14 protein-coding genes are annotated in these 15,613 nt (G+C 73.4%); 10 read left to right on the top strand and 4 right to left on the bottom strand.

Annotated elements, in window-relative coordinates; translation table 11 throughout:
* Positions 1 to 75: 75 nt before the first annotated feature.
* Entirely contained in the window at positions 76 to 267 is a 192-nt protein-coding gene (locus ABD332_RS13955; protein WP_344502264.1) for a hypothetical protein, read from the bottom strand.
* Between the two features lie 95 nt (positions 268 to 362).
* Positions 363 to 707, bottom strand: a complete 345-nt coding sequence (locus ABD332_RS13950; RefSeq protein WP_344502263.1) for a nuclear transport factor 2 family protein — start codon at positions 705 to 707, stop codon at positions 363 to 365.
* Positions 708 to 844: 137 nt separating this feature from the next.
* Here ABD332_RS13950 and ABD332_RS13945 point away from each other — a divergent pair, with 137 nt between their 5' ends.
* From ABD332_RS13945 to ABD332_RS13920, 6 genes are all read left to right on the top strand, one after another.
* The gene (locus ABD332_RS13945; RefSeq protein WP_344502262.1) at positions 845 to 2,056 is read left to right on the top strand and encodes an ROK family protein; all 1,212 of its coding nucleotides are present in this window, start codon (positions 845 to 847) and stop codon (positions 2,054 to 2,056) included.
* 169 nt (positions 2,057 to 2,225) lie between these two features.
* A complete protein-coding gene (locus ABD332_RS13940) occupies positions 2,226 to 3,314 on the top strand; it encodes a sugar ABC transporter substrate-binding protein (RefSeq protein ID WP_344502261.1) in 1,089 nt (362 codons plus the stop codon).
* On the top strand, positions 3,311 to 4,744 hold the full coding sequence (locus ABD332_RS13935; protein ID WP_344502260.1) for a sugar ABC transporter ATP-binding protein: 1,434 nt from the start codon (positions 3,311 to 3,313) through the stop codon (positions 4,742 to 4,744). Before ABD332_RS13940 ends, ABD332_RS13935 begins: the two co-directional genes overlap by 4 nt.
* Positions 4,737 to 5,750: an ABC transporter permease gene (locus ABD332_RS13930; RefSeq protein ID WP_344502259.1), complete on the top strand. Its 1,014-nt coding sequence runs from the start codon at positions 4,737 to 4,739 to the stop codon at positions 5,748 to 5,750. The genes ABD332_RS13935 and ABD332_RS13930 overlap by 8 nt, the downstream gene beginning before the upstream one ends.
* Positions 5,747 to 6,715, top strand: coding sequence for an ABC transporter permease (locus ABD332_RS13925; RefSeq protein WP_344502257.1), 969 nt, complete (start codon positions 5,747 to 5,749; stop codon positions 6,713 to 6,715). The genes ABD332_RS13930 and ABD332_RS13925 overlap by 4 nt, the downstream gene beginning before the upstream one ends.
* Positions 6,708 to 7,574 (top strand): SMP-30/gluconolactonase/LRE family protein, encoded by an 867-nt coding sequence (locus tag ABD332_RS13920; RefSeq protein WP_344502256.1) that lies wholly within the window; start codon positions 6,708 to 6,710, stop codon positions 7,572 to 7,574. Before ABD332_RS13925 ends, ABD332_RS13920 begins: the two co-directional genes overlap by 8 nt.
* Positions 7,575 to 7,673: 99 nt before the next feature.
* Here ABD332_RS13920 and ABD332_RS13915 read toward each other — a convergent pair whose 3' ends face one another.
* Positions 7,674 to 8,537 (bottom strand): SigB/SigF/SigG family RNA polymerase sigma factor, encoded by an 864-nt coding sequence (locus ABD332_RS13915; protein ID WP_344502255.1) that lies wholly within the window; start codon positions 8,535 to 8,537, stop codon positions 7,674 to 7,676.
* Between the two features lie 325 nt (positions 8,538 to 8,862).
* Entirely contained in the window at positions 8,863 to 10,044 is a 1,182-nt protein-coding gene (locus ABD332_RS13910) for a hypothetical protein (protein ID WP_344502254.1), read from the bottom strand.
* Positions 10,045 to 10,076: 32 nt separating this feature from the next.
* Between ABD332_RS13910 and ABD332_RS13905 the strand changes: the two genes are divergently transcribed.
* The 4 genes from ABD332_RS13905 to ABD332_RS13890 all read left to right on the top strand — a co-directional run bounded on the left by ABD332_RS13905 (position 10,077) and on the right by ABD332_RS13890 (position 15,472).
* Positions 10,077 to 10,850, top strand: a complete 774-nt coding sequence (locus tag ABD332_RS13905) for an SAM-dependent methyltransferase (protein ID WP_344502253.1) — start codon at positions 10,077 to 10,079, stop codon at positions 10,848 to 10,850.
* 190 nt (positions 10,851 to 11,040) lie between these two features.
* Positions 11,041 to 12,651 carry a DUF4331 domain-containing protein gene (locus tag ABD332_RS13900; protein WP_344502252.1) on the top strand — a complete coding sequence of 537 codons (1,611 nt, stop codon included), beginning with the start codon at positions 11,041 to 11,043 and terminating at the stop codon, positions 12,649 to 12,651.
* A gap of 65 nt (positions 12,652 to 12,716) precedes the next feature.
* Positions 12,717 to 14,000, top strand: a complete 1,284-nt coding sequence (locus ABD332_RS13895) for a tetratricopeptide repeat protein (RefSeq protein WP_344502251.1) — start codon at positions 12,717 to 12,719, stop codon at positions 13,998 to 14,000.
* On the top strand, positions 14,000 to 15,472 hold the full coding sequence (locus ABD332_RS13890) for a HoxN/HupN/NixA family nickel/cobalt transporter (protein ID WP_344502250.1): 1,473 nt from the start codon (positions 14,000 to 14,002) through the stop codon (positions 15,470 to 15,472). The genes ABD332_RS13895 and ABD332_RS13890 overlap by 1 nt, the downstream gene beginning before the upstream one ends.
* Positions 15,473 to 15,613 lie beyond the last annotated feature (141 nt).

Below are 15,613 nucleotides of genomic sequence, written 5' to 3'. Positions count from 1 at the left end.
GGGCGAGCGTAGTACGGCGGGCGGGCCCGACCGGCAGGCCGGAAGGTCCTGCCGGTCAGCGTCCGGGCCGAAGGGTCAGCAGGGGATCAGCTCGCCGCGGCGGGCCCGGACCCGGGTGCCGTCCACCAGCGTGATCTCGACCCGGCCGTTGGCGTCGGTGTCACCGAACGCGTAGATCTCCTTGCCGTCGTGCGGGGCCAGCTCGGCGTGGTGCACGCCGTTCCGGTCCGGCCGCAGGACCCACTTCAATTCCGGCGATTTACCCATTTCGCCCACCCCCTTCGTCCGAGGCTAACGGGCGAGACGGGCGCCCGGTGCGGACCGGCCGGGCGTGGTACCCGTGCGAGTGAGCCGGGGCGCGTTCATCGCAGACCGCCGGGCCAGGCGAGGTATTCGCGGAAGCCCGTCACGCGCCCGTCGTGCAGTTCGAAGATCAGGCACAGGCGCTGGGCAAAGGGTTCGCCGCGCATGGTGCCGGCGACGCGGACCTCGAAGGCGACGCCGGACTCCCCCGCCAGGACCGCCTGGACGACCAGATCCGCGCGGACCGAGGCGGCCAGCCAGTCGAAGAAGCGGACGGCGTCCTCGGCGCCGTGCCGCACACCGGCGAAACCCTCGACCGGGACGTGGAACGTCACGGCGGGATCGAGCATGCCGATGAGCCGGGACCAGTCCCCGGTCGCGGCGCCGGTGATCCAGTGATTCATCGCCGTCATTGCGGGGTGCATTTCCATCGCCACTCCAGGAAAATCAATTCTGCGTGATTCAGGCAGAATGAAGGTCGGGGAAGCGCTCTACCGTCTGCTCTATTGACTGGACCATGGTGAATGCGAATACTCAAGTCATGTCGCCGCTCGACTCGGGATCCGCACAACGCAGCGCGAACCGCAGCCGCGTGATCCACGCGCTGCGGCAGCACGGTGCGATGAGCCGGGCCGCCCTCGCCGAGATAGGGCTGTCCCGGTCGACGGTCGCCAGCGTCGTCGGGGAGCTCATCGAGGCCGGCGCGGTGGTCGAGGTCGGCGGCGCCAACGGCCCCCATCCGAACGGCAACGGCAACGGCAGCAGGAGCAAGGCGGGCCGGCCGCCCACCCTGATCGGGCTCAAGGGCGGCCTCGGCGTCGCGGTGGGCGTCGAGATCGGCAACGGGATCGTGCGGATCGCGATCTGTGACGTGGCACAGGCGATGCTGCGGCACAAGACGGTCCAGGTCGACGAGCAGACCTCGCCGCAGGACACCCTGCTGCTGGTCGACCGGCTGATCGACGAGCTGCTGGAGCAGACCGGGTTCCGGCGCGACGAGGTGATCGGCGTCGGCATCGCCATGCCTGGGCCGATCCAGCGGCGGACCGGGCTGACCGGCCGCGCGTGCACGCTCAAGCCGTGGGTGGGCCTCGACCCGCGGCTGCTCGCCGAGCACGTGCTCGGGCTGCCGGTGCACGCGGGCAACGACGCCAACCTCGCCGCCCTGGCCGAGATGACCTGGGGCGCCGCGCGGGGGCTGCGGGACTACGCGTACATCTACACCGCCACCGGCATCGGCGCGGGGTTCGTCATGGACGGACGCCTCTACGTCGGCGCCAACGGCACGGCCGGGGAGATCGGCCACACCACCATCAACGAGGACGGCCTGGTGTGCGCGTGCGGCGGCCGGGGGTGCCTGAACACCCTGGCCAACCCGGACGCCATCACCGACCAGCTGTGGCAGAGCCACGGCCGGCGGCCGTCGATCGGCGAGGTGATCAGCCTCGCGCACCAGGGTGACGCCGGGTGCCGCCGCGTCCTCGCCGACGCGGGCCGGCACATCGGGGTCGCGATGGCCAACATGTACAACCTGCTCGACCCCGAGCTGATCGTCCTCGGGGGCAGCCTCGCGCCGGCCGGTGACATCCTCATCGAGCCGCTGCGCCAGTCGATGATGCGCCGCGCGATCCACGCCGGGGAGGCCGTCCCCGACGTCGTCGCGGGTGAGATCGGGATCGACGTGGTCGTCGTCGTGGGTGCGGCCGCCGCCGTGCTCCGCGACGCCAACAGGTTCCCGCTGCCAGTCCGCTGACCAGCCGGCCGGCCTTCCCAACCCGTCGGCCGGCCGGCGCGCCAAGCACCGGAATAGAAGAAACGGCCAGAGCGAAACAGCTCTGGCCGCCCTCGCCGCACGCCAATGCAGCAAACAACAACCGGCCGCGGATTGCCGTCCAGAGCCGATCGTCGAAGGTGGAGCAACCATGATTCTACCGCGTTCCGTTACGGCCCTTTTAGCGCTCACACTGCTGTTTCCGGTCGCCGCCGCCTGCAGTACCGGCGAGAACAGCCCCAAGGAGAGCAAGGGGAAAATCAAGATCGCGCTGTCGAACTCGTTCATCGGCAACGGCTGGCGCGTCGAGATGGAGAACGTGTTCAAGGCGGCCTGCGCGATGCCGCCGTACAAGGACCAGGTCGACTGCAGCGTGTTCAACGCCGGCAACGACGTCGCCACGCAGACCCGCCAGATCTCGAACCTGATCGCCCAGGGCGTGGACGGCATCGTCATCAACGCGGCGTCGACCAGCGGCCTCAACGGGGTCGTCCAGCAGGCCTGTGACCGCGGCATCGTCGTCGTGTCGTTCGACAACACCGTCGACGCCAAGTGCGGCCTGACGGTCAACACCGACCAGGTCAAGTTCGGCGAGCAGCTCGCCCAGTTCGTCGTGGACCAGCTCAAGGGCCAGGGCAACGTCGTCATGGTCACCGGCGTGGCCGGCACCGGCGCCGACAACGACCGCAACGCCGGCGCCAAGAAGGTCTTCGACGCCAACCCGGGCATCAAGGTCGTCGCCACGTACAGCGGGATGTGGGACTCCGCGACGGCCCAGCGGCAGACCGCGGCGCAGCTGCCGAGCCTGCCGAAGGTCGACGGCGTGTGGGTGTCCGGCGGCACCGACGGGGTGATCAAGGCGTTCATCGAGGCGAACCGGCCCGTGCCGGTGACCGGCGGCGAGGCGGAGAACGGCTTCCGCAAGTACCTGGCCGGGGTGTCGACGCCGAAGGTGAACGGCATGTCCATCGGGCAGCCGCCGTTCCTGTCGGTGATCTCGCTCGAGCTGGCCCGCGCCGTGATCAAGGGCGAGCACCCGAAGACCAGCGTGACGATCCCGTTCCCGATGGTGACGTCGGAGACGGTGAAGGTCGGCGAGACCGTGTTCCCGGACCTGCCGGACAGCTTCTTCGCCGACTTCACCGACTCGGGGCCGGACGCGACCGTGGTGCTGTGCCAGGAGGCCGCGACCGACGGCACGCCGTGCCCGGGCAAGACGCTCGCGGTGAAGCTCGGATGACGGACCAGACCGCCGTGCACGCCGAAGGGGTCGACCGCTCCTTCGGCGGGGTACGGGCCCTGCGGGACGCGTCCTTCTCGGCGCGCCCCGGCGAGATCCACGCCCTGGCCGGCGAGAACGGCGCCGGCAAGAGCACGATGATCAAGGTGCTCTGCGGCCTGGTGCGGCCCGACAAGGGGACCGTGCGCGTCACCGGGCGGCTCGCGACCGCCTTCCAGGAGCTCTCGCTGCTGCCGGACCTCACCGTCGCGGAGAACCTCCTGCTGCACGACCCGCCCCGCGGAAGGTTCGGGCTGGTCGCGCGGCGCCGGCTGGTGCCGGTGGCGGGACGGATCCTGAGCGACCACGGCATCCACGACCTCGACCCCGCGGCCGTGACCCGCGACTTGTCGGTGGCGCACCGGCAGGTGGTGGAGCTGGTGCGGGTCCTCGCGACCCGCCCCGAGGTGCTGGTCCTCGACGAGCCGACCGCGGCACTGCAGGAGCAGCAGGTGGCGTGGCTGGCGGCGCACATGCGGCGGCTGCGGGAGGAGGGCTGCTGCGTGGTCTTCACCTCGCACCGGTGGCGCGAGATCGAGGCCCTGGCGGACCGGGTCACCGTGTTCCGCAACGGCACCCACGTCACCACCCGGTCGCGGCTGACCGAGTCCGAGGCGGTGACGCTGATGAGCGGCCGCACCCTGGAGGCCACCTACCCGCCGCTGGCCCCGCCGCAGGACACCGTCGCGCTCGAGGCGCGGGTCGGCGAGGTCGACATCACGGTGCGGCGCGGCGAGATCGTCGGCATCGGCGGCCTGGCCGGGCAGGGGCAGCGCGAGCTGTTCCTGCGGCTCTTCGGCATCGGGCGGCAGCAGGTCACCGTCGGCGGCGTCCGGACCACGATCAGGAGGCCGAAGGACGCGATCCGGGCCGGCATCGGCATCGCGTACGTGCCGGAGGACCGCAAGGCGGAGGGCCTGCTGCTGCCCATGTCGGTGCGGGACAACCTGGCCCTCGCCACCCTCGAGCGGCGGTCGGTGGCCGGGTTCGTGCGCCGGGCCGCCGAGCGCGCGGCGGTGCAGGGCGTCGTCGACCGGCTGGCGGTGCGGGCCGCCTCGACGGCGCACCCCGTCGGCACCCTCTCCGGTGGCAACCAGCAGAAGGTCCTGATGGGCCGCTGGCTGCTCAGCGGGGCCGAGGTGCTGCTGCTGTTCGACGTGACGCGGGGCGTGGACGCCGCGACCAAACACGACTTCTACGTCCTCGTCGCCGGTCTCGCCGCGCAGGGGCGGGCGGTCCTGCTGTACAGCAGCGAGACCGAGGAGATCGCGCACCTGTGCCACCGGGTCCTGGTGATGCGGGAGGGGCGGGTCGCCGCCACCCTCGACGGGCCGGTCGGCGACGCCGAGCGCATCGTCGCGGCCGCCATGAAGGAGCATCAGCATGTCTGAGCTGCGGGCCGCGACGCTCGGCTACGCGGTGCTCGCGGCCACCGCCGCGGCCTACCTCGCCGTCTACACCACGAGCCTCGGGCACCTGCCGACGCCGTTCGACTACCTGTCGCTGCTCAACACGTCGCTGCCCCTCGTCTTCGTGGCGATCGGGCAGAGCCTGGTCGTGCTGACCGGCGGCATCGACCTGTCCGTCGGCGGTATGGTCGGCCTCGGCGTCGCGATCGTCGCGGCCGGGTCGACCGGCAGCGCGGCCGTCACCGCGGGCTGGATGCTCGCGGCGGTCGCCGCCGGGGCCGCCTGCGGCGCCGTCAACGGGGTCGTCGTCGCCAGGGGGCGCATCGCGCCGATCCTCACCACCCTCGCCACCCTGTCCGTCTACAGTGGACTCGCGCTCAAGGTGCTGCCGGTGCCGGGCGGCGAGATCTCCCCGGCGGTCCGCTCGGTGCTCACCGACCCGGACCTGCCGACGGGGCTGATCTGGCTCGGCGCCGCGGTCGCCGGGTGGCTGGTGCTGCGCCGCACCCGCTTCGGCATGCGGGTCTACGCCGTCGGCAGCGACGAGGCGGCCGCCCGCGCCTCCGGCGTGCCGACGGTCCGGGTGAAGGTGGGGGTGTACAGCCTGTCGGGGCTGTGCAGCGGCCTCGCCGCGGTGTTCTACGTGTCGACGACGACGTCGGGCGACCCGAACGCCGGCGACCCGTTCATCCTCACGTCGATCGCCGCGGTCGTCGTGGGCGGGATCGCGTTCGCCGGCGGGCGCGGCTCCGCCCTGGGCGCGGTCGCCGGGGCGTTCGCGCTGACCCTCGTCATCGACGTGCTGTTCTTCGCCGGCATCGATCCGCTGTACCAGTCGCTGTTCCAGGGCCTGTTCCTGGTCGTCGCGGTGCTGCTCGGCAGCCTGCTGCGCTGGCGGCGGTCCGGCAGCCCGCCGCGCTTGCGGCGGTCCGGCGGCCTGCTGCGCTTGCGACGGTCCGGCGGCCCGCTGCGCTGGAGGCGGTCATGAACCTGGAAGCCGTGCTGCGCAAGGCCGCCCCGCAGCGGCGGATCTGGTACGCGTTCGCGGCCGCCGCCACGATCCTCGTCGCCGGGGCGGTCATCCACCCCGGATTCGGGTCGTGGCCGAGCCTGCGCACGATGCTGGTCCTCGCCAGCTTCATCGGGTTCGTCGGCGCCGGGCAGATGCTCGTCGTCCTCGTCGGCGGGATCGACCTGTCGATGCCGTGGGTGCTCAACGGCGCCGCGATCGTCCTCACCACGAGCAGCCTCGGCCAGTCCGGCCGGCTGCCGCTCGCGGTCCTCCTCGCGCTCGGCACCGGCGCCGCCGTCGGGCTGTGCAACGGGCTCGGCGTCGCGTGGCTCGGCGTGCCCGCGGTCGTCATGACCCTCGGCATGAACGGCGTCCTGCAGGGGCTGTCCCTCGGCCTGTCGAAGGGGCTCACCTGCGCCTCGTGCGCGTCGTACGCCCCGGAGCCGCTGCGCCGGCTCGTGGTCGGGCGGGTGTGGGGCGTGCCGTCGCAGCTGCTGCTGTGGGCCGGGGTGGCGCTGCTCGTGACGGTGCTGCTGACCTTCACCACGTTCGGCCGCCGGGTCTACGCGGTCGGCAACAACCCGCGCGCCGCCTTCCTCGCCGGGGTCGGCGTCCGGCCGGTCACGGTCGCGCTGTATGTGCTCAGCGGCGTGTTCGCGGCCCTGGCGGGGGTCACGCTCGTCGCCTACGGCGGGCAGCCGTCGCTCGGGCTCGGCGACCCGTACCTGTTCGAGTCGATCGCGGCGGTCGTCGTCGGCGGCGTCTCGATCCTCGGCGGGCGCGGCCACTACGCCGGCGTCGTCGCCGGCTCGGTCACCCTGGTCGCCATCGTGACGCTGCTCCAGGCGGAGCGGGTCCCGGAGTACGGTCGGAACGTCATCTACGGTCTGGTGATCCTCGCCATCCTCTTCACCTACGGCAGGGAGCGCGCCGATGACTGAGACCCCGGCTGACACACTCTGCGACATCCCCTGCGAGCTGGGTGAGAGCACGCTGTGGGACGACGCCACGGGCCGGCTGCACTGGGTCGACATCGACCGGGCGCTGCTGTTCACCCTCGACTGGACCACCCGCCGGGTGGCGACCCTCCGCCTGCCGTCCACGGTCGGCAGCGTCGGGCTGCGGTCCGGCGGCGGCCTGGTCGCGGCGCTGCGGCACGCCCTGGCCTTCGTCGCCGACGACGGCACCGTCGAGGTCGTCGCCGAGGTGGAGTCCGATGTACCGGGCAACCGCTGCAACGACGGCGCCGTCGATCCCGGGGGCCGCTTCTGGTTCGGCACGATGGACGAGACGGAGGCGACGGCGAGCGGCGCGTTCTACTGCCTGCGCGAGGACCTGAGCGTCACGAAGGCGTTCGGCGGCGTCGTCGTCTCCAACGGCCCGGCATGGAGCCCCGACGGGCGCACCCTGTACCACGTCGACTCCGCCCGCAGCCGGATCACCGCCTACGAGTTCGACCCCGCGACGGGCACCGTGGGGGGCGGGCGGCTCTTCGCCTCCGACGAGGACGAGGCGTGGTTCCCGGACGGGGTGACGGTCGACGCGGACGGCTTCGTGTGGAACTGCAAGTGGGACGGCGGGCGGATCGTCCGCTACTCCCCCGACGGCCGGATCGACCGGGTGGTGGAGCTGCCGGTGCCCCGCCCGACGCGGTGCGCGTTCGTCGGCCCGGAGCTGCAGCTCATGGCGGTGACGAGCGCCCGCCGCGGGCGCGGCGCCGCGGCGCCCCGGTCGGGGCACCTGCTGCTGCTCGACCCGGACGCGACCGGCCTGCCGGCCGCCCGGTTCACGGGACGGTGAAAGGCGGCGGGCCGAGGCCCGCCGCCTTCGCGTTGCCGGCGACCGTGGTCAGTCCTGACGTCGCCGGCGACCGTGGTCAGCCGGCTTCGCCGACTGTGGTCAGTCCTGGGTGAGCGACGTGCGCAGGGTGCGCAGGGCGCCGGCCAGGAGGCGGGACACGTGCATCTGGGAGATGCCGAGCTCCGCGGCGATCTGCGACTGCGTCAGGTTGCCGTGGAACCGCATCGCGATGATCTTCTGCTCGCGGGCCGGGAGCTTCGCCAGCAGCGGGCGCAGCGCCTCGCGGTTCTCCACGTTGGCCATGTCGGGGTCGTCGCCGCCGAGCAGGTCGCCGAGGCCCGTGACGCCGCCGTCGCCGGCCTCGCCGACGGGCGCGTCCAGCGACAGCGCGCGGTACGCCTGCCCGCAGTCCAGGCCCTCGATGACGTCCTCCTCGCTCGCCCCGAGCTTCGCCGCGAGGTCCGCGACCGTCGGGGAGCGGCCCAGGTCCTGGGCGAGGTCGCCGGAGACCTTCGAGATCTCCAGGCGCAGCTCCTGCAGGCGGCGGGGCACGCGGACGTCCCAGCCCTTGTCACGGAAGTGGCGCTTGAGCTCGCCGACGATCATCGGGATGGCGTAGCTGGTGAACGCGGCGCCGCGCTCCGGGTCGAACCCGTCGACCGACTTGATCAGCCCGAGGTTGGCGACCTGGGCGAGGTCGTCGAACTGCTCGCCGCGGTTGCGGAAGCGCCGGGCGAGGTACTCGGCGAGGGGGATGTACAGCTCGATGAGGCGAGCCCGGACGCGGTCGCGGTCGGCGCCGGCGGGCAGGTCGCCCAGCAGCGACAGCAACGCCTTGGCCTGGGCGTCGGTCTCCCTGGTCCGGTGCGAACCGGCGCCCGTGGCCGTGCCGGCGGCCGGGACGGAGTCGACGTCGTGGAGCTCGGCGGTGCGAGTGGCGTCAGTGTGCAGGTCAGTGCTCACGGCAGGGTCAGCCTTTCGGTGCAATGACCGGTCCGTCCTGTAGGACGTCGTTTAAGGCAACGCCGAGCAGGGCATCCCCAGCTTGAGGGCGCACAAGGCTCGAGACCGGTCAGAAAATCGCTCACAGCGCCCGTGTCTTGAGCGCCGGCGGTGAGACCGAGAACCATCACGGCACCGGGTGGACCGCCGCTGTCTGGACGGGCCCGGTCGGTGACCCGCCGCGCACGCTGCTTGCGCAACATGTGGCAGGCCGCCGGAGGTGACGACTCACCCACCGTACAACAGATTGCCGCATGACAACAGTCGCACCCCTCCGACCGGCGTGTCAGCCCTCTAGCAGGTCGTTCATCGCCGCAGGGTCGCCGGGCAGGCCAAACGACCGCAGCAGCCCCGACACGTCGCCGGACTTCCGCCCGCCGATCTGCCACGCGGCGGGCGCCTCCGCCAGCGCCCGCACCAGTCTCTGCCGCGGGCCGGCCACGCCGGACCCGGGACCGTCCGGGAACACGAGCCGCAGCGCGGTGCCGAGCACCGGCAGGGTCTCCACGCCGGTGACCGTCCCGAGCCGGGCCAGCAGTGCGTCCAGGGCGGCGTCACCGGCGGCGAGCGCGGGCAGGGACAGCGCCGCGTAGCCGGCCAGGTCACCGCCGAGGAACGGGATGCCGGCCCGGGCGGTGCTCGCGCCCCCGGCCCAGCGCAGCAGCTCCCGCGTGGCCTCGTCGCCGGCCCCGGCGCCCCGGACCCGGGCGAGGGCGACCGCCGCCGCCCAGCGGATCTCCCCCCTGGTGTCGCGCAGCGCCGCCGGCACGACCGTGCCGAGCAGCCCGAGCGACACGACCGCGGTGGCGGCGACGGACCGGGACGGGTCGGCGACCGCCGCGGTGAGCACCGCGACGCTCGCGGCGTCGTCCTCGGGGAACCAGCCGAGCGTGAACGCCGCGGCCGCCCGCAACGCGGCGTCACCGTGCGCGTCGCCGCCGATGACGAGTTCCCGCAGCACGGGCAGGCCGGCGCGCACGGCGTCGTAGGCGGCCAGCTCCACGTGCGCCGCCATGGCCGACCGCTGGTCGTCGCCGAGAGCCTCCCAGTAGTCCAGGCGGCTCTCCCCCTCGAAGTCCTCGTCCTCGTCGTCCTCGGCCGGCGGTGGCGCGGCACGCAGCAGCTCGGCGCCGCCCACGGCCGCGGCCCGCAGCTCGGCGACCGGGAACCCGTCCGGCAGCCACGCCCCGTGGTGCCCGACGGCGATCGACGCGACCAGCTCCACGACCGCGGCCCGGTCCGGGGTCGCCGGGTCCGCCAGGAGCTCCAGCAGGAACGGCACCGCCGGGGCGCTCGCCTCATACCGGGTCCCCTGGTGGCAGATCCCGCCATAGAGCCCTGTCAGCGCCCCGCGCCGGTCCCCCGCGGCGCCGGAGCGCAGCGCCCGCAGGTGACCGGGCACGTCGGCGGCCGGGCCGTACGCGTGCTCCAGCGAGGCCCAGTCGATGTCGTCGAGTCCGTCCAGCACGGTCGCAGAACCTACCCCATTAGGGTGGGTGGATGACCGGTCTCGGCGACGTCGACGCCAGCGTTCCCAACGTGGCCCGCATGTACGACTACTACCTCGGCGGGTATCACAACTTCGCCGCCGACCGCGAGGCCGCGGAGCAGATCCTCGCGATCTTCCCGGACACGCCCGCGGCGGCCAGGACCAACCGGCGGTTCCTGCAGCGGGCGGTGCAGCACCTGGACCGGGCCGGCGTGCGGCAGTTCCTCGACATCGGCACGGGGCTGCCGACGCAGGGCAACGTGCACGAGATGACCGACGGCCGGGTCGTCTACGTCGACAACGACCCCGTGGCCGTCGCCCAGGCACGGTCCCTTGTGGACGGTCTGGACCGCGTGTCGGTGGCGTGCCGGGACCTGCGGGACCCGGAGGCGCTGCTCGCCGACCCCGACGTCGCCGGGCACCTCGACTTCGGCGAGCCGGTCGCGATCCTGATGGTGTCGATCCTGCACTTCGTGCCCGACGAGGCCGACCCGGGCGGCATCATCGCCCGGCTGCGCGACGCCACGGTCCCCGGCAGCCACCTCGTCGTCTCCCACCTCACCCTGGACGGGGTCCCCGCCGCGCCCGCCGCCGCCGGCCAGCAGGTGTACCGGCGGTCCAGCGCGCCGATCGTCCCCCGTACCAGGGCGGAGATCGCTGCCCTGTTCGACGGCTACGACCTGCTCGACCCGGGGCTGGTGTGGCTCGGCGACTGGCGCCCCGACGACGGCGAGGAGCAGGTCTCCCACGGGTACGGCGCCGTGGGCGTTCGGCCGGGCCGCTGACAGCAAGGCGTGGGCGTGCGGCCGGCTCGCTGACGGCAAGGCGGGGGCGGGCGGCCGATTCGGAGCTGACGGGGGCGCGGATGGGTCGCTGACAGCAAGCCGACACCGACCCATCCATCGACCCGGGTGAAGGCGAAGTCCTCTCGTACGGCGGTCACCGGACCGCTCCAGACGCGAGGGGACCACGCAGATGACCACTCCAACCCGGGCAGGCCGCCGGTGGCGCGCCACCGCGGCCGCGCTCGTGGCGGCCGGTGTGGCGTTCGCCGGCCTCGGGCCCGGCACGTCGTCGGCCTCGAGCCACCGGGAGGCGCCGCTCGTCGCCGCCGACCCTGCCGTCGACAACACCGACCTGTACGCGTTCGTCAGCCCCGAACGGGCCGGGTACGTCACCTTCATCGCCAACTGGCAGCCGTTCTCGGCACCGGACGGCGGCCCGAACTTCTTCCCCTTCGCCACCGACGCCGTCTACAACATCAACGTCGACAGCGACGGCGACGCGAAGGCCGACGCGGTGTTCCGCTGGACGTTCCAGAACATCGACCGCCGCGGCGGCGACACGTTCCTCTACGCCAACGGTCCCGTCACCTCGATCGACGACGAGAATCTGCTCTTCCGCCAGACGTACACGCTGGAGTCCTCGTTCCACGGCGAGCCCTTCAAGACGCGGGTCACCGGCGCGCCGGTCGCGCCGTCCCGGGTCGGCAAGGCCACGATGCCCGACTACGCGAAGCTGCGCGGCGAGGCCGACAAGCGGCTCCCCGGCGGCTGGAACGTCTACGCCGGCCAGGCCGACGACCCGTTCTTCCTCGACCTGCGGGTGTTCGACCTGCTGTACGGCGGCGACCTGAGCGAGGTCGGGCAGGACACCCTCGCCGGCTACAACGTCAACACGATCGCGCTGCAGGTGCCGTTCTCCGACGTGGCGCTCAAGGGCGACGTGAAGCGCAACCCGGTCATCGGGATCTGGACGACCACCGAGCGGGCCAAGACCCGCGTCACCGGGCAGTCCGGCCCTGTCACCGGCGAGAAGGTGCAGGTGTCCCGGCTGGGCAACCCGCTGGTCAACGAGGTGGTCGTGCCGGCGTCGCTGAAGGACGCGTTCAACTCGATCAGCCCCGACCAGGACGCCGGCATCCCCGCCGTCGTCGCCCGGGTCACCGACCCCGAGCTGCCGAAGCTCATCGAGGGCATCTACAAGGTGCCGGCGCCCGCCGCACCCCGCAACGACCTCGTCGAGATCTTCCTGACCGGCATCACGACCAAGGCCGGCGGGCCGATCAAGGCCGACCTCAACTCGCAGCTCAACAACGCCGACGTCGTCGCGGCCGACTTCCGGCCGTCGGAGATGCTGCGGCTCAACCTCGGCGTGCCGGTCGCCGCGCAGCCCAACCGGCTCGGCGTGCTCGCCGGCGACCTGCAGGGCTTCCCGAACGGCCGGCGGCTCACCGACGACGTCGTTGACATCGCCGTGCAGGCGGTCGAGGGCGCGGCGCTGACCGGCAAGCTCGTCGACGCCCTGGCCACCGGCGACAAGGTGGACGCGAACGACAACGCGTTCGGTGCGCAGTTCCCGTACGTGGCGCTGCCCAACGGCTCGGCGCCGTCCCCGGTGCGGCCGTCCGCCGCCACGTCCGCGTCCGCGTCCGTCGCGGCGCAGCCGGCCACCACGCCGTCGGCGTTCGAGTCGGGCACCGGCATGACGGCCGTCGCGGTCAGCACGTCGGCGATCGCGGCCGGCCTCGGCACCCTGCTCTTCGTCGGCTGGTGGCGGCGGCGCCGCGGGTCCGTCCAGCCCTGACCCGTTCCCCGGGGGCGCGCTTCGTGCGCGTGGCGCGCCCCCTTCATCTCCCGGGAGGAGGAGTCATGCGGGTTCGCATGGTGTTGGGTGTCGTACTGGCTGCGACGCTGCTGTTGGGCCTCGGCGCGCTGATCGGGCGGCGCCCGTCGCCGGCCTTCGTCGAGCCCGACCGTCCACAGTCGACAGGCCGGCTCGCCGCGGCGATCGCGGCGCACCAGGAGCGGCTGCGCGAGGTGCCGGGCGACTGGACCGCGTGGGCCGCGCTCGGCGAGGCGTACCTGGAGCAGGCCCGGGTCAGCGCCGACCCCGCCTACTACCCGAAGGCCGAGGGCGCGCTGCGCAGGTCCCTCGAGGTCCGCCCCGACGGCAACGCGGACGCGCTCACCGGGCTCGGCGCGCTCGCCAACGCCCGCCACGACTTCGCCGGCGCGCGCGAGCTCGCCAACCGGGCCCTCGCCGTCAACGCGTGGTCCGACACCGCCTACGGCGTCCTCGCCGACGCCGAGACCCAGCTCGGGCACCCCGACGCCGCGACCGCCGCCGTCCAGCGGATGCTCGACCTGCGGCCGGGGCTCGGCTCGTACACCCGCGGGTCGTACGACCTCGAACAGCACGGCAAGCGGACCGAGGCGGTCGCGCTCATGCGGCTCGCCCTCGCCGCCGCCACCGAGCCGGCCGACGTGGCGTTCTGCCACCAGCACCTCGCCGGCCTGGCGTGGGCGGCGGGCGACCTGGCCACCGCCGCCCGGCACGTGTCGCTGGGCCTCGCCGCCGACGCCGGTGCCGTCGGACTCTGGCAGCTCAAGGCCAAGCTCGACGCGGCCGCCGGCGACCTGACCGCGGCGCTGGACGACCTCGCCAAGGTGGTCGCGCGCACGCCGACCGTCGACGCGCTGCTCGACCAGGCGCGCATGCTGCGGGCCGCCGGGCGCGACCCCGGGCCGTCGCTCGCCCTCGCCCGGGCCGCGCACTCGCTCTTCACCGCCAACGGCGGCACCGACGACCTCGGCGCGGCGTCGCTCGCCCTCGCCACCGGCGACGCCGTGACCGCCGCCAGGCTCGCGGTCGCCGAGTGGGACCGCCGCCAGTTCGGCGAGGTCGCCGACATGGTCGCGTGGACGCTCATGGCCGCCGGCGACCCGGCCGCCGCGCTGCCGTTCGCCCGGCGTGCCAACGCGCTCGGCCAGGTCGACGCGACCCTCGCCTACCACTACGGCATGGTCGCCTCCGCCGCCGGCGACAGGGAGACCGCCCGGGTGCAACTGCGGCTGGCGCTCGCGCTCAACCCGCACTTCTCCCCCGTCGACGCGCCGATCGCGGTGCGGACCCTCGCCACCCTGGAGTCCTGATGGTGCTTCGTCGCGCACTGGTCCTGCTGTGCCTGGCCGTGGGCGGGCCGCTGCTGTGGCCCGGCACCGCGCAGGCGCACCCGCTGGGCAACTTCTCCGTCAACCAGCTGGGCGCGCTGACCTTCCACCCCGACCGCGTCACGGTCGACTACGTGGCCGACCTGGCCGAGCTCCCCACGTTGCAGTCAGTCCCCTCGTGTACGACGGTGGCGCCGCTCTTCCGGGTCGCCGTCGACGGACGCCCGGTCGGCTGGACGGTCGACCGGTCCTCCTTCACCTACTCCGACGGTGCGGCCGGGCTGCGTACCAGCCGCCTGGAATGCACGTTCTCGGGGGCCTTCACGGTCTCCGGCCCGTCCACTGTGGACGTCGTCAACGACTTCGCCGCCGACCGCGTCGGGTGGCGCGAGCTGACCGCCGTCGCGGCCGGGGTGCACATCGTCGGCTCGCCGCTGCCGACGGTCTCGGCTTCCGCGAGGCTGCGGTCCTACCCTGCCGACCTGCTCAGCTCTCCGCCGGCGGTACACCGGGCGACACTGCGACTCGAACCCGGGGGCAGCACGGGCCCGGCCGCTCAGGCTCCCCCTGGACCGTTGTCGTCGCCGGTCCTGCCCGGCTGGGCCGGGACCGCGGAGCTGAAGCTGCGCGGATGGGTGGCCTCGCGGTCGCTGACGCCGTGGGTCGGGGTGCTGGCGGTGCTGCTCGCGCTGGCCCTCGGCGCCGCGCACGCCGCCCTGCCGGGGCACGGGAAGACGGTGATGGCCGCGTACCTCGCGGGCCGCGCGGGCCGCCCGCGGGACGCGCTCACCGTCGGCGCCACGGTCACCCTGACCCACACCGGCGGCGTCCTGCTGCTGGGCCTGCTCCTGACCACCGCGGCGGGGCTGGCCGGGGAGACGGTGCTGGGCTGGCTCGGCGTGACGAGCGGCGTGCTGGTCGCCACGATCGGCCTGACCATGCTCCTGTCCCGCCACGCCTCCTCCCATGACCACTCCCACTCTCACTCCCACGCCGCCCACTCCCACAGCCACGGGCCCGCCGCCCACTCCCACGGCGCTGATTCCCACACCCACTCCCACGGCTCGGGCTCGCACACCCACGACCATGACCATGACCATGACCATGACCATGACCATGACCATGCGCACGACCACGGTCACCCGCACAGGTTGGCGCTGGTCGGCATGGGCATCGCCGGCGGCCTGGTGCCGAGCCCTTCCGCCCTCGTCGTCCTCCTCGGCGCCGTCGCCCTCGGCAGGACGTGGTTCGGTGTGCTGCTCGTGCTCGCGTACGGCTTCGGCATGGCCGCCACCCTCACCGCCGCCGGCCTGCTGCTCATCAAGATCCGCGACCGCTGGCCCGCCCGCCTGCGGATCAGCGACCGCCTGACCCGGCTCGCCCCCACCGGCACCGCGGCCCTGGTCCTGCTCGTCGGCTCCGCCCTGGCGGTCCGCTCCCTCGTCACGCTCTGACCACGCGGGCCGGACCCGCCGCCCGGCAGTCCGCTGTCGGCGAACAGGTTTGGGGTGCGCTCGGGGGGCGGTGCGGCGGTATGGTCGTGGTGGGTAGAGCGCCTGCCTGAGCCCGACACGGTTGCCCACGCCTGCCGTGAC

This window comes from Dactylosporangium maewongense, assembly GCF_039531485.1.
GTDB lineage: Bacteria > Actinomycetota > Actinomycetes > Mycobacteriales > Micromonosporaceae > Dactylosporangium > Dactylosporangium maewongense.
The sequence above is the reverse complement of the archived record's forward strand: the minus strand, read 5'-3'. Positions and strand labels throughout refer to the sequence as shown.

Excerpts from the sequence above, each read along its gene's own strand:
- ABD332_RS13955 (WP_344502264.1), bottom strand. The coding sequence starts at position 267 with ATGGGTAAATCGCCGGAATTGAAGTGGGTCCTGCGGCCGGACCGGAAC.
- ABD332_RS13950 (WP_344502263.1), bottom strand. The coding sequence starts at position 707 with ATGAATCACTGGATCACCGGCGCCGCGACCGGGGACTGGTCCCGGCTC.
- ABD332_RS13945 (WP_344502262.1), top strand. The coding sequence starts at position 845 with ATGTCGCCGCTCGACTCGGGATCCGCACAACGCAGCGCGAACCGCAGC.
- ABD332_RS13940 (WP_344502261.1), top strand. The coding sequence starts at position 2,226 with ATGATTCTACCGCGTTCCGTTACGGCCCTTTTAGCGCTCACACTGCTG.
- ABD332_RS13935 (WP_344502260.1), top strand. The coding sequence starts at position 3,311 with ATGACGGACCAGACCGCCGTGCACGCCGAAGGGGTCGACCGCTCCTTC.
- ABD332_RS13930 (WP_344502259.1), top strand. The coding sequence starts at position 4,737 with ATGTCTGAGCTGCGGGCCGCGACGCTCGGCTACGCGGTGCTCGCGGCC.
- ABD332_RS13925 (WP_344502257.1), top strand. The coding sequence starts at position 5,747 with ATGAACCTGGAAGCCGTGCTGCGCAAGGCCGCCCCGCAGCGGCGGATC.
- ABD332_RS13920 (WP_344502256.1), top strand. The coding sequence starts at position 6,708 with ATGACTGAGACCCCGGCTGACACACTCTGCGACATCCCCTGCGAGCTG.
- ABD332_RS13905 (WP_344502253.1), top strand. The coding sequence starts at position 10,077 with ATGACCGGTCTCGGCGACGTCGACGCCAGCGTTCCCAACGTGGCCCGC.
- ABD332_RS13900 (WP_344502252.1), top strand. The coding sequence starts at position 11,041 with ATGACCACTCCAACCCGGGCAGGCCGCCGGTGGCGCGCCACCGCGGCC.
- ABD332_RS13895 (WP_344502251.1), top strand. The coding sequence starts at position 12,717 with ATGCGGGTTCGCATGGTGTTGGGTGTCGTACTGGCTGCGACGCTGCTG.
- ABD332_RS13890 (WP_344502250.1), top strand. The coding sequence starts at position 14,000 with ATGGTGCTTCGTCGCGCACTGGTCCTGCTGTGCCTGGCCGTGGGCGGG.